This window comes from Actinoallomurus acaciae (genome assembly GCF_042429965.1).
GTDB classification, from domain to species: domain Bacteria; phylum Actinomycetota; class Actinomycetes; order Streptosporangiales; family Streptosporangiaceae; genus Actinoallomurus; species Actinoallomurus acaciae.
This window is the reverse complement of the sequence record NZ_JBHLZP010000251.1, coordinates 1-11,869: the sequence shown is the minus strand read 5'-3', so window position 1 is coordinate 11,869 and position 11,869 is coordinate 1. Positions and strand designations below refer to the sequence as shown.

Below are 11,869 nucleotides of genomic sequence, written 5' to 3'. Positions count from 1 at the left end.
GCCCTCGGCCAGGGACGCCGCCAGGTCGCGCACGGCGCCCGGGTCGGCGAGCGCGCGCTCGCCGCTCCTCACCTCGATCGACGCGGCGAGCGTCCACGGCCCGGTCACCTGGATCTTGAACGGGCCCTCGACCTCGCCGGCCTGCTCCTCGATCGTGTCCAGGTCCTGGGCGAGGAGGCCGTGCGTACGTGAGGCGTCGCGGCCGGGACGGTCGGCGAACCGCCAGCCGGACGGCTGCACCGCGACGGCGAGATCCACGAGCAGCCCGGCGGTACGGCCGATCATGTCCGCGCCGGGTCCGCGCGCCGGAAGCTCGGGCAGGTGCGGCAGGTCCGGCAGCTCGCCGAGGACGACCCGCAGCGTCTCCGCGGGATCCTCACCGGGGTAGGAGCCGACGCCCGTGGCGGCGCCCGGGGCCCAGGGAAAGGTCACAGCGTGAGCCTAGTGCGGCCTCAGGTGAGCTCGGCCATCCGGTCGAGGCGGCGGAGCGTCTCGGCGGCCGGCTCGGTCGGCAGGAAGAAGAGGATCTCGTCCACGCCCGCCAGAGTGAGCTGCTCCACGGCCTCGGGTTCGGCCCGGGCGGCGTAGACGACGACCGGCACATGCCGTCCGGCGAGGGCGCGCAGGTCGGCGATGGCCTTGGCGAGGACGCCGTCGCGGTCCCGGCCGGCCACGGGCATCCAGGCGTCCCCGTACTCCACCACCCGCTCGAGCGTCTTCGGGCCCCAGCCGCCGACGAGGACGGGCGGCCTGCGCACGGGCTTGGGCCAGGAGAAGATCGGGTCGAAGTCGACGAACTCGCCGTGGAACTCGGCCTCGTCGTTCGCCCAGATCTCCTTCACCGCGAGGACGTACTCCCGCATGCGCGCCATCCGGGTCTTCGGGTCGACGCCGTGGTGGAGCATCTCCTCGCGGTTCCAGCCCGCACCGACGCCCAGGACGGCGCGGCCGCCGGTGATCAGGTCGAGGGAGGCGGTCTCCTTGGCGAGCAGGATCGGGTCGCGCTGGTTGATCAGGACGATGCCCGTGCCCAGCTCCAGGCGCTCGGTGACGACCCCGGCCGCGGTCAGGGCGACGAACGGGTCGAGCGTCCGGTAGTACTGGCGCGGCAGGTCGCCGCCGCCGGGGTACGGGGTGGCGCGGGAGACCGGGACATGCGTGTGCTCGGCCACGTAGAGCGAGGCGAACCCGCGCTCCTCCAGGGCGGGACCGAGCGCGGACGGCGCGATCCCCTCGTCGGTCACGAAGGTCGACACACCGAATCTCATGCTGCTCCAAAGTGGTGGACGAGTGCCCCATACCCGCTACGGCGGGCAGATCACACCGGAGAGTGCTCGGCGACCGCGATCGTGGCCGAACCCAGCACGCGGTCCCCCGCGTACAGGACCGCGGCCTGGCCGGCGGCGACTCCGCGCGCCGGCCGGTCGAGGGTCACGCGGAGCACGTCACCGTCGAGCCGGGCGGTGCAGTCGTGCACCTCGCCGTGGGCCCGCAGCTGGACCCGGCAGCCGAGCGGCTCCTCCGGCGGCGGCGCCAGCCACACCGGACGCTCGGCGACGATCTCGTGGACGTCGAGCGCCTCGCGCGGGCCGACCGTCACGGTGTTGGTCACCGGGGAGATGTCCAGGACGTAGCGCGGCCGGCCGTCCGGCGCGGGCCGGCCGAGCCGCAGGCCGTGCCGCTGGCCGATCGTGTACGCGTACGCGCCGTCGTGCTCGCCCAGGACCTCGCCGGACGCGTCGACGATCGGGCCCTTCTCCGCGCCGAGGCGCTCGGCCAGGAAACCCCGGGTGTCGCCGTCGGCGATGAAGCAGATGTCGTGGCTGTCGGGCTTGTCGGCGACGGCCAGGCCGCGCCGGTCCGCCTCGCGGCGCACCTCCGCCTTGGTCGTGTCGCCCAGCGGGAACATCGCGTGCGCGAGCTGCTCCTTCGTGCAGACCGCCAGGACGTAGGACTGGTCCTTGGCGAGATCGACGCTGCGCCGCAGCACGCCGTCCTCCAGCCGTGCGTGGTGCCCGGTGCAGACCGCGTCGAACCCGAGCGCGAGCGCGCGGTCCAGCAGCGCGGAGAACTTGATCTTCTCGTTGCAGCGCAGGCACGGGTTGGGCGTACGGCCCGCGGCGTACTCGCTGACGAAGTCCTGCACGACGTCGCGGTCGAAGCGCTCGGCCATGTCCCAGACGTAGAACGGGATGCCGATCACGTCGGCGGCGCGTCGCGCGTCGCGGGCGTCCTCGAGGGTGCAGCAGCCTCGGGCGCCCGTACGGTAGGACTTGGGGTTGGCCGACAGCGCGAGGTGGACGCCGGTCACCTCGTGGCCGGCCGCGGCGGCCCGTGCGGCGGCCACGGCGGAGTCGACCCCGCCCGACATGGCGGCGAGTACGCGAAGAGTCATGACGTCATCGAGGGTACGCACCCGGGGCGGTCGAGGGGAAACGCGCCCGCCCACACACGGGGGCACCGGCACGCGAATACGATTGGCGGCACTATGGGAATCTTCCGTCGCTCATCCGACGCGCCCGCGCCGTACATCGAGGCCATCGCCCGCTTCTGGGAGTGGTGGCCGCAGGCCCGCCGGCGCCTGGACGAAGGAGTGCCGGCGGACATCGCCGACGAGATGTCCGCGCACGTCGAGGCGATGCACGCCGACCTCGAATGGGAGATCGGCCCCGGCCCCAGCCTGACCGTGAGCGGTGGCGGCGTGGACGAGTTGCGCGGCATCGCCGAACGCTGGCGGCTCGGCGCGCCTGACGACGACAACTGGAAGTACCGCGCCGCGCGGCCGGCCGACCCGGCGATGCTCACCGGCAAGCTCCAGCTCGATGACCACGAGTTCGACCTGGACTACGTGCGGATGGGCCTGCGCGCCGACTCCTCGCGGGCACGTGTCGACGTGACCGCCTACCACCCCGACTTCCTGTTCGTACCGGAGGAGACCCGGCTCGCGCTCACCCACCGGGTGCTCGACTGGGCGCTGGGCGAGGACGACGTCGCACGCTGGATCGGCGAGGTGACGGCGGCCGAGGAGGAGCCGATGGACGCGCTGCCCCCGAGCATGCTGCCGCCGGTGGTGGAGCAGATCGCCGCGCCGTTCGGCGAGCCGGCGTGGCTGGTCGGCGAGGGCCGTACGCCGCTGGGGCACTCGGCCCGCGTCGCCGTGCGCTTCCCGCTGCACCGGCAGGACTATCCGCTGTGCGACCTGTACGTCGCGGTGACCCTGCCGTACGCCAGCGCCAACCCCGACCGGCTGCCGGTCGAGCCGTCGGCCTCGGCGCTGCGGCGGTTCGAGGAGGCGGTGCAGGCGATGGGCCCGCGGGCGGTCCTGGCGGCGCACGAGACCGGCGACGGGCGCCGCGTGCTGCACCTGTACGCCGACCCGGACTCCGGCGCGGTCGCGGAGCTGGACCAGCTCGCCGCAGCCTGGTCCGAGGGGCGCGCCAAGGTCACGTCGCAGTCCGACCCGGCCTGGTCGGCGCTCGCCCCGTACCGTCCCTGACCGCCTCCCGCGCCCGCGATCCTCACGCGGTGGCGCGGGCGTGGCGCTCCTTGACGAGGCGGACGGTCCCGTCGGCGCCGGCGGAGGATGCGGGCCGGTATCCCTCGCTCTGGTACAGGCCGATGTTGTGGCGGCTGCCCGCGCCGGTGAACAGCACCGTGCGACGGCATTCCGGTTCGGCGGCGGCTTCGGCCGCGCGGAGCAGCCACCGCCCGATGCCCTGACCCCGCAGGTCGGGTACGACGCCGAGCCGGCCCACGTGCCAGTCGGCCTCGACGCGGCGGGCCCGCACCACGCCCAGGAGCCGGCCGTCCCGCCACAGCCCCAGGGTGTGCCAGGCCGCCAGCCAGTCGCCCACCTGCTCCGGTGACTCGTGCAGGGCGGGGACGGCCAAGGTGTCGTTGACAAGGGCCTCATCCACCCAGCAGCACCGCTGAAGAACGGTGACCTCGGGGGCATCGTCAGGCGTCAGCCGCCTCACGTACGACCCCGGCAACGGGCCGGGCACCACGCCGGTCCGCCCTCGCTCGCGCATCGGCCGCAGGGCATGAGCGACGCGGACGAGCTCGTCCAGGATGCCGGCGGCCGCGCCCGCGAGGGCCGGGTCCGGACGGATCCGCCCGTTCTCCGTCGCGTCACCGATACGGATCGCGACCGTGGCGCCCAGCGGCACCAGGCGCAGTGTGGTCAGCACCTGCTTGGCGTGCTGGACCGACCGGGTACCCGCCGAGGTGTTGCCGTAGCTGACGAAGCCCATCGGTTTCCACGCCCACTCGCGGCCGAGGTAGTCCAACGCGTTCTTGAGGGTCGCGGGCATCCCGTAGTTGTACTCCGGCGTCACGACGATGAAGCCGTCCGCCGCGTCCACGGTCGCGCTCCACCGTCGCGTGTGCTCGTGCCGGTAGACACCCGACGACGGATGCCGCTCCTCGTCGAGGAACGGCAGGTCGAGGTCGCCGAGGGCCACCGGCACGAGTTCGGCGCCGAGCTCCACGGCATGCGGCGTGATCGCCTCGATCACCCACTCGCCCACCGCCCGGCCCAGGGCGCCGGGGCGGGTGCTGCACACCACCACGAGGACACGCACCGTTTTCGTTGACATGGAAACGAAGATAGGCGGTATTTTGTTTACATGTCAACGAAGACCTCGGCGGCGCCCGTACGATGGCTGAACTCGGACGAGGAGCGAGCGTGGCGGGCCTTCCGCCGGATGGTGATCGCCGTCCAGACGGGCACGGGACGCGATCTGGCGGACGCCGGACTCTCCGAACCCGACTACGAGGTGCTGAGCACACTGTCGGAGCGGCCCGGCCACACCAGCACCCTGCACGAGCAGGCCGCCAAGATGGGCTGGTCACGCAGCCGCCTCTCCCGGCACGCCACCCGGATGGAAGCACGCGGCCTCCTGGAGCGCGCACCCGATCCGGCCGACGGCAGAGGCTGCCTCCTGGTCCTCACCGAACACGGGCTGGACACGTTGAAGAGCGCCGCCCCCGCCCACGTCGCGTCGGTACGACGCCATTTCATCGACCGGCTCACCCCCGAGGACCTCATCGCCCTGGAGGCCATCGCGCGGAGGCTGGAGGCATACGACTCCACGCCACCGCCCAGACGAACGCGGTGAGTCCCTCACCCTCGCCCTGGTCCGCCCGGCCCGTCGAGCCCGGCGGACTCGCGGGCGAGGCTCAGCGGGAGCGCAGGCGCATCACCGCGCCCGTGGAGGGCCCCTTCTGAGCCCTCGCCGGGCGGTGTTCAGACGGCGCCGGCGCGGCGGGCGCGTTCGACGACCGGGGCGATCTCCTTGGCGGTGGCGTCCACGTCGGCCGGGGTCGAGGTGTGGCCGAAGGAGAACCTCAGCGACCCGCGCGCGCGGGCCAGGTCGGCGCCCATGGCCAAGAGCACGTGGCTGGGCTCGGCCACGCCCGCCGAGCACGCGGAGCCCGTGGAGCACTCGATGCCGCGGGCGTCCAGGAGCATCAGCAGCGCGTCGCCCTCACAGCCCGGGAAGGAGAAGTGCGCGTTGCCGGGCAGGCGGTCGACCGGGTCGCCGTTGAGGACGGCGTCCGGGACCTCCGCGCGGACGCGCGAGATCAGCTCGTCGCGCAGGCCCGCCAGGCGCGCCGCCTCGCCGTCGCGGCGGGACACCGAGGTGCTGACGGCGGCGGCGAAGCCCGCGATCGCCGGGGCGTCGAGCGTGCCGGAGCGCACGTCACGCTCCTGACCGCCGCCGTGCAGGACGGGGACCGGGTCCAGGCCCTTGGCCAGCAGCAGCGCGCCGACGCCCACCGGGCCGCCGATCTTGTGGCCGGTGATCGTCATGGCGTCCGTGGTGAACCGGACCGGCAGCTGCGCGGTGGCCTGGACCGCGTCGGTGTGGAACGGGATGCCGTGCTCGCCGGCGATCGCGGCCAGCTCGCCGACCGGCTGGACGGTGCCGACCTCGTTGTTGACCCACATCACGCTGACGACGGCGACCGAGCCCGGGTCGCGCTCGATGGTGGCGCGCAGCGTCTCGGGCACCACCCGGCCGTACTCGTCGACCGGGAGGGTCTCGACGGTCGCGCCCTCGCGCTCGGCCAGCCAGTCGGCGGAGTCGAGGACGGCGTGGTGCTCGACCGCGCTGATGAGCACGCGGTTGCGAGCGGAGTCGGCGCTGCGGCGCGCCCAGAAGATGCCCTTGAGGGCCAGGTTGTCGGCCTCGGTGCCGCCGCTGGTGAAGACGACCTCGCTGGGCCGCGCACCCATCGCCTCGGCGATGATCTCGCGCGATTCCTCGACGACACGCCGGGCCCGGCGGCCGGAGGCGTGCAGTGACGATGGGTTCCCGACCCGCGCGAACTCCGCGGTCATCGCCTCGATCGCCTCGGGCAGCATCGGCGTGGTCGCCGCGTGATCCAGGTACACCATGTCGGCATCAGCCTATCGGCGCGCGTCTCACGGGGCGACGGCGCGGTCTGGCCGTACAAGGTCATCCGGATCTTCCCTTTTCGGGAAGAAAGACGCCGCTCCTCCGGTTTGGTCGTTTGTACCGTCCGGACGGTATAGTAAGGATCGCCATGAAACGAGACGCCCTCCTCGACGCCGCCGAGGTCCTGCTCTGCGAGCAGGGCACGCAGGCGCTCACCCTCGCCGCGGTCGCCGAACGCGCCGGGGTCAGCAAGGGCGGGCTGCTGTATCACTTCCACACCAAGGAAGCGCTGATCAGAGGTCTCGTCGAACGGCTCATCGAGGAGTTCGACGCGCTCATCGCGTCGTATGACACCGGTGGCCCCGGCGCGTACACACGGGCCTTCGTCGAGGCGAACCTGGCCGTGGTCATGGACCGCGACCAGTCACGGCTGCTGCGACGATGGGCGACGGTGAGCGCGGCGGCCGCCGACCCGGGACTGCTCGCCGAGATCCGCGAGGCGATGCATCGCTGGCACGATCGCGACCCGGCCGACGATCCCGATCCCGTCGCCGCGCGAATGGCGCGGCTCGCCGCCGAGGGGCTCTGGGAGGTCGCCATGCACGACCCCGGCCTCTACGACGAGGCGCAGCTCGAAGAGCTGCGCACCCGGCTGCTGGACCTGCTCTAACGGCCGAATGACGAAGTGACGAGCCGGCACCCGACGGGTGCCGGTCGTTTCGTGCGCAAAACGAAAGAGGTGAAATCATGACGTCTCGCGTCCTCAACCGGGCGCGCCTGGGCACCGTCCTCACGTTCGCCCTGGCCGGCATGCTCTGCGGAGTCTGGGTGTCACGCACACCGGCGCTCGCCGACAGGTTCGGGCTGAGCGACGGCTCGGTCGGTGTCGCGATCCTCGTCTGGGGCATCGGCGCGATCATCGCGATGCAGGGCCTGCGGGGCGTCATGGCCCGCGCCGGCAGCGGCGCCGTCCTGCGTGTCGCGGCGCCGCTGACCGCCCTGAGCATGGTGTTCGTCGCGCTCGCCCCGTCCTGGCCGCTGCTGCTGGTCGCGGTCGCGACGTTCGGCATGACCTTCGGCCTGACCGACATCGGCATGAACGCCCAGGGCAGCGCCGTGGAACGTTCCTACGGCCGGCCAGTGATGAACGCCATGCACGCCGGATGGTGCGCCGGCGCCATCTCCGGCGGCCTGCTCGGCGCGCTCAGCGCCTCGGCCGGGATGTCGTTCGGCCAGACGCTGTTCGGCGGCGGGCTCGTCGCCCTGCCGGCGGCGCTGCTGGTGGGCCGCACGTACATCCCCGAGCACACGGCGTCCGAGAGCGGGGGCACGGAGACCGGGCGGTCCCGGCGCGTCCGGCTGCCGCTCGTGGTCTACCTCGTCGGCGCGCTGGCGTTCGCCGCGTTCATGATGGAGGGCTCGATCGCCGACTGGAGCGGGCTGTACCTGAGCCGCGAACTCGGCGCCGGCGAGGCGGTCGGCGCCCTGGGATACCCGCTGTTCGAGGCCGCCATGCTGACCGGGCGGCTCGTCGGCGACCGGCTGCGGGGCCGCCTCGGCACCCGCCGGCTGATGACCTACGCCGGGCTGGCCACGGCCGCGACGGTGACGGTCGTCGTCCTGGCGCCGGTCGCGAAGGTCGCGCTGCTGGGGTTCTTCCTCACCGGGCTGGCGATCTGCACGGTCATCCCGACGACGATCTCGGTGGCCGGCACCATCGCGCCCGGCCGGTCGGCCGGAGCGGTCGCGCAGGTCGGGGCGATGGGGTACGGCGGCCTGGTCCTCGGCCCGGTCGTGATCGGCTTCCTGTCCGACCTGTCGTCCCTGCGCGTCGGGCTGGGCGTGGCGGCCGTCCTGGGCCTGCTGATCGCGGCGGGCGCGCGGTACGTGCCGATGCGGCGCCTGGTGGCGTTCCGCGGCGAGCGCGAGATCGAACGGGACACCGTCACCCTCGCGGCCTGACCCCCCGCTCGGGCGGACGACGGAACGCCCCGGCGACTCCTGGAGGAGTCCGCCGGGGCGTTCCGCACCATGGCTACCTGCGCTTGTTGATCTCTTCGGTGAGCTGCGGCGCGACCTGGAACAGGTCGCCCACCACGCCGAAGTCGACCAGCTCGAAGATCGGCGCCTCGGAGTCCTTGTTGATGGCGACGATCGTCTTGGAGGTCTGCATGCCGGCCCGGTGCTGGATGGCGCCGGAGATGCCGACCGCGATGTAGAGCTGCGGCGACACCGTCTTGCCGGTCTGGCCGACCTGGAAGGTGTGGGGGTACCAGCCGGCGTCGGTGGCGGCGCGCGAGGCGCCCACCGCCGCGCCGAGCGAGTCGGCCAGCTCCTCGATGAGCTTGAAGTTGTCCGCGCCGCCGACGCCACGGCCGCCGGAGACCACGATCGCGGCCTCGGTCAGCTCCGGCCGCTCGCCCTTCTCCTGGACGACCTTCTCGACCACGCGCGCGCCCTTGGCGGCGTCGGACAGCGTCACCGACACCTGCTCCTCCTCCGGAGTGGAGGGGGACGCCTCGGGCGCCACGGAGTTGGGCCGTACGGCGATGATCGGCGTGCCCTTGGACACCTTCGCGTGCGTCACGATCGCGCCGCCGAAGATCGAGTGCTCGCCGACGAAGCCCTCGGCGAGACCGACGACGTCGGTGAGGACGCCCGACTCGATGCGGACCGCGAGCCGGCCCGCGATCTCCTTGCCCTCGCCGGTCGCGGCCACGAACACCGCGGCGGGCGACCCGTCGGCGACGAGCTGGGCCAGCAGTTCGACCTTGGGCGCCACGACGTAGGAGGTCAGCTCCTCGTCGGCGGCGACGTAGACCTTGCTCGCGCCGTACTCGGCCAGCTTGTCCTTGGCACCCTCATAGCCGGGCCCGACCCAGACCGCGGCGGCGTCGCCGTACGCACGGGCGAGCGTCAGCAGCTCGAACGTGACCTTCTTGACCTCCCCGTCGACATGGTCGACGAGGACGAGAATCTCCGCCATCTCCCCCGCCCCTCAGACGAACTTCTTCGACGCGAGGAAATCGGCGGCCTTCACGCCACCGTCGCCCTCGTCCTTGATGATCTGCCCCTTCTCACGCGGCGGCGCGTCGGTGAAGTCGACGACCTCGGTGGAGGCTCCGGCGAGCCCGACCAGGGCGGCGTCGATCTCGGCGTCGGCGACGGCGAGCTTCTCGACGGGCTTCTTCTTGGCCGCCATGATCCCCTTGAACGAGGGGTAACGCGGCTCGTTGATCTTCTCGACGACGCTCACGACCGCGGGCAGCGTGGCCTCGACCCGGTCGAAGCCGTAGTCGGTCAGCCGCTGGGCCTTGAGCGAGGTGCCGTCGACCTCGACCTTGTTGGCGAGCGTCACCTGGGGGACGCCGAGCCGCTCGGACAGCATCGCGGCGAGCACGCCCATGCGCGCGTCGGTCGACTCCGAACCCAGGATGACCAGGTCGAACCCGATCTTCTTCAGCACCTGGGCGAGTGCGTACGACGTCGACAGGCCGTCCGAGCCCACGAGTGCCTCGTCCGTCAGGTGGACCGCCTTGTCGGCGCCCATCGCGAGGGCCTTGCGGATCGATTCGGCGGCCTTGTCCGGGCCCATGGTGAGGACCGTCACCTCACCGCCCTGGGACTCCTTGATCGCCAGGGCCTCTTCAACGGCGTACTCGTCGAGCTCGTTGATGACACCGTCGGCGGCCTCGCGATCGAGGGTGCTGTCGTCGGACTTCAACTTCCGTTCGGTCGCCGTGTCGGGCACCTGCTTAACGCAGACGACGATGTTCATTCCGTGTACGCCCTCCCTGCACACTCCATGACGTGCCTCTCTCCCTACCCGCCTCGCCCGCGTCGAGCGGGCGCCGCCCGGTCGGGCCGGCACGGGGCCATGCTTTCGCACCATAAGCCTGCCAAACACCCGAAGGACATTCGGCTTCGGGGGCACGGCAGGTGTACCGCCATGATGTTACCCATGAGTAGCGTAGGCGCAAAACCCCCGCCCCGCCTCACAGCGCGTGGCGGTTCACCGAGTGCTGGAAGTGGGACAGCTCCTGCACGATGGAGTTCTCCAGCTCGTACATCGGGCCGAAGCTCGGCTGCAGCGCGATCGCGCCGGCGACCGCGGCGAGGGCCAGCGCGCACAGCAGCACCCCGGCGACCGCGATCCGCCGCGGGTCGTCGGCGAACATGGTGAACACCCGCACCAGATGGCGGCGCGGCGTACGGATGCCGGGCGCCGCCAGCAGGACGTACGCCGCCGCGGCCGCGCCCCAGGCCGCGCCGACGATCGGCGAGACCTCCACGTCGAGCGCGGCGCTCAGCATCACCACGAACGGCACCAGGACGGCGAATACCGCGGCGTACGGCACGGTGACGAGGGTGCCCGCGACGCCGCGGACCAGGTCGAGCGGTGTGGTCAGCGGCCCGGCCAGTGAACGCAGCAGGCCGCCTCGGTGGCGGCGCCAGTGCACGTCGCCGGCCCGCAGGTACGAGGCGCCGGCGAGGGCGAGCAGGAGCCCGAAGAAGGGCAGCACGGCCGTGAAGCCCACCACCATCGCGACGACCAGGTACGCGAAGAGGCGTGACCACCCCTCGATCACGGCGTCGGCGGAGTCTTCGTCCGCGCGCCGGGGGGCGGGGACCGGGTGTGTCTCGTCCGACGTCATCGCGAGGCAACACTACCGGCGCGGCGGCCCTTCGGGGCCGAGGCGCGGGCGGGTCGTCCGCACTCGGACAGGGCTCAGCCGCCGCGCAGATGACGCAGCTGGTGCCGCAGGTCGTTCAGGTCGTGGTTGAGCTGCGGGAAGTTGAACGGCCGCAGCTCCGGCGTCTGGCTCAGCGAGAAGGACACGAGGAAGAAGACGAGCAGGCCGACGACGCCCACGACGATCCACGCGCGTTCGCGCTGCGGCGCGACGGCGCCCCAGATCCGGACGAGCTGCCGGCGTGCGGGCTCGCTGCCCGGGCCGAGGCACGTGACGAGGACGAAGGCGGCCACGCTGAGCGACAGGGCGCGGGCGATCGTCATCTCCGACTTGGCCACCATCGCGATGAACAGCACGATGACCCCGGCGAGGATGGCGATCGGGCTGATCAGCGCCATCACCAGCCCGGAGCGGACCACCGAGAAGGGCGATCTGACGATCACCCCGGCGACGTCGGCGGGCCGCGGCCCCCGACGGGTGCGTTTGGAGGCGAGGTTCTGGGACGCGCGGTCCGCCGTACGCAGCAGGAGCATGGCGATCAGCACGACGATCAGCGCGATCGACGGGACCACCATCGCGAGGCCGACCGCGCCGGCCAGGAGCATGAAGCTCAGCAGCCGGTAGAGGCCGTACGGCTTGGGCCCCTCGGGCCGCGGCGGACGCTCCGGCGGGCGCTCGTGCGTCGGCGCGGGCGGGGGGTACGGCTGCCGCCCGTACATCGGCGGCGGCGGTGGCTGCTGGGGCGGTGCCGGGGGCAACTGCCCGCGGAAG

Annotated in this window: 12 protein-coding genes and 1 pseudogene; 4 read left to right on the top strand and 9 right to left on the bottom strand. The window is 72.5% G+C overall.

The window, feature by feature from the left end; all coding sequences use genetic code 11:
- From ACFFNX_RS28435 to mnmA, 3 genes are all read right to left on the bottom strand, one after another.
- Nucleotides 1–432 (bottom strand): uroporphyrinogen decarboxylase/cobalamine-independent methonine synthase family protein (locus ACFFNX_RS28435; protein ID WP_512699863.1); only part of this gene is annotated, 432 nt, incomplete at its 3' end.
- A 20-nt stretch (nt 433–452) separates the two neighbouring features.
- Entirely contained in the window at nt 453–1,268 is an 816-nt protein-coding gene (locus ACFFNX_RS28430) for an LLM class F420-dependent oxidoreductase (RefSeq protein WP_378208675.1), read from the bottom strand.
- A gap of 50 nt (nt 1,269–1,318) precedes the next feature.
- Complete coding sequence (gene mnmA / locus ACFFNX_RS28425) at nt 1,319–2,395, bottom strand: tRNA 2-thiouridine(34) synthase MnmA (protein WP_378208673.1); 1,077 nt, start codon at nt 2,393–2,395, stop codon at nt 1,319–1,321.
- Nucleotides 2,396–2,488: 93 nt separating this feature from the next.
- Here mnmA and ACFFNX_RS28420 point away from each other — a divergent pair, with 93 nt between their 5' ends.
- A complete protein-coding gene (locus ACFFNX_RS28420) occupies nt 2,489–3,496 on the top strand; it encodes a DUF695 domain-containing protein (protein WP_378208671.1) in 1,008 nt (335 codons plus the stop codon).
- A 22-nt stretch (nt 3,497–3,518) separates the two neighbouring features.
- On the opposite strand, the gene ACFFNX_RS28415 is transcribed toward ACFFNX_RS28420, so the two are convergent.
- The gene (locus tag ACFFNX_RS28415; RefSeq protein ID WP_378208669.1) at nt 3,519–4,598 is read right to left on the bottom strand and encodes a GNAT family N-acetyltransferase; all 1,080 of its coding nucleotides are present in this window, start codon (nt 4,596–4,598) and stop codon (nt 3,519–3,521) included.
- A 30-nt stretch (nt 4,599–4,628) separates the two neighbouring features.
- Here ACFFNX_RS28415 and ACFFNX_RS28410 point away from each other — a divergent pair, with 30 nt between their 5' ends.
- Nucleotides 4,629–5,120, top strand: coding sequence for a MarR family winged helix-turn-helix transcriptional regulator (locus tag ACFFNX_RS28410; protein ID WP_378208667.1), 492 nt, complete (start codon nt 4,629–4,631; stop codon nt 5,118–5,120).
- Between the two features lie 128 nt (nt 5,121–5,248).
- Here the strand turns inward: ACFFNX_RS28410 and ACFFNX_RS28405 are convergent, their stop codons facing one another.
- The gene (locus ACFFNX_RS28405; protein WP_378208665.1) at nt 5,249–6,403 is read right to left on the bottom strand and encodes a cysteine desulfurase family protein; all 1,155 of its coding nucleotides are present in this window, start codon (nt 6,401–6,403) and stop codon (nt 5,249–5,251) included.
- 149 nt (nt 6,404–6,552) lie between these two features.
- On the opposite strand from ACFFNX_RS28405, the gene ACFFNX_RS28400 reads away from it, so the two are divergent.
- Together ACFFNX_RS28400 and ACFFNX_RS28395 are read left to right on the top strand one after the other, a co-directional pair.
- Nucleotides 6,553–7,074, top strand: a complete 522-nt coding sequence (locus ACFFNX_RS28400; protein WP_378208663.1) for a TetR/AcrR family transcriptional regulator — start codon at nt 6,553–6,555, stop codon at nt 7,072–7,074.
- A gap of 77 nt (nt 7,075–7,151) precedes the next feature.
- Entirely contained in the window at nt 7,152–8,366 is a 1,215-nt protein-coding gene (locus ACFFNX_RS28395; protein ID WP_378208661.1) for an MFS transporter, read from the top strand.
- A 73-nt stretch (nt 8,367–8,439) separates the two neighbouring features.
- Here the strand turns inward: ACFFNX_RS28395 and ACFFNX_RS28390 are convergent, their stop codons facing one another.
- From ACFFNX_RS28390 to ACFFNX_RS28375, 4 genes and pseudogenes are all read right to left on the bottom strand, one after another.
- Nucleotides 8,440–9,390 (bottom strand): electron transfer flavoprotein subunit alpha/FixB family protein, encoded by a 951-nt coding sequence (locus ACFFNX_RS28390; protein ID WP_378208660.1) that lies wholly within the window; start codon nt 9,388–9,390, stop codon nt 8,440–8,442.
- Nucleotides 9,391–9,402: 12 nt separating this feature from the next.
- Complete coding sequence (locus tag ACFFNX_RS28385; protein ID WP_378208658.1) at nt 9,403–10,182, bottom strand: electron transfer flavoprotein subunit beta/FixA family protein; 780 nt, start codon at nt 10,180–10,182, stop codon at nt 9,403–9,405.
- Between the two features lie 217 nt (nt 10,183–10,399).
- Nucleotides 10,400–11,059 (bottom strand): hypothetical protein, encoded by a 660-nt coding sequence (locus ACFFNX_RS28380; RefSeq protein ID WP_378208656.1) that lies wholly within the window; start codon nt 11,057–11,059, stop codon nt 10,400–10,402.
- Nucleotides 11,060–11,133: 74 nt separating this feature from the next.
- Nucleotides 11,134–11,869, bottom strand: a pseudogene (locus ACFFNX_RS28375) (hypothetical protein); the annotation flags it as partial.

Bases quoted from the DNA above. Each gene is read 5' to 3' on its own strand.
- ACFFNX_RS28390 (WP_378208660.1), bottom strand. From the start codon at position 9,390: ATGGCGGAGATTCTCGTCCTCGTCGACCATGTCGACGGGGAGGTCAAG.
- ACFFNX_RS28400 (WP_378208663.1), top strand. From the start codon at position 6,553: ATGAAACGAGACGCCCTCCTCGACGCCGCCGAGGTCCTGCTCTGCGAG.
- ACFFNX_RS28405 (WP_378208665.1), bottom strand. From the start codon at position 6,403: ATGGTGTACCTGGATCACGCGGCGACCACGCCGATGCTGCCCGAGGCG.
- mnmA (WP_378208673.1), bottom strand. From the start codon at position 2,395: ATGACTCTTCGCGTACTCGCCGCCATGTCGGGCGGGGTCGACTCCGCC.
- ACFFNX_RS28410 (WP_378208667.1), top strand. From the start codon at position 4,629: ATGTCAACGAAGACCTCGGCGGCGCCCGTACGATGGCTGAACTCGGAC.
- ACFFNX_RS28415 (WP_378208669.1), bottom strand. From the start codon at position 4,598: ATGTCAACGAAAACGGTGCGTGTCCTCGTGGTGGTGTGCAGCACCCGC.
- ACFFNX_RS28395 (WP_378208661.1), top strand. From the start codon at position 7,152: ATGACGTCTCGCGTCCTCAACCGGGCGCGCCTGGGCACCGTCCTCACG.
- ACFFNX_RS28420 (WP_378208671.1), top strand. From the start codon at position 2,489: ATGGGAATCTTCCGTCGCTCATCCGACGCGCCCGCGCCGTACATCGAG.
- ACFFNX_RS28430 (WP_378208675.1), bottom strand. From the start codon at position 1,268: ATGAGATTCGGTGTGTCGACCTTCGTGACCGACGAGGGGATCGCGCCG.
- ACFFNX_RS28385 (WP_378208658.1), bottom strand. From the start codon at position 10,182: ATGAACATCGTCGTCTGCGTTAAGCAGGTGCCCGACACGGCGACCGAA.
- ACFFNX_RS28380 (WP_378208656.1), bottom strand. From the start codon at position 11,059: ATGACGTCGGACGAGACACACCCGGTCCCCGCCCCCCGGCGCGCGGAC.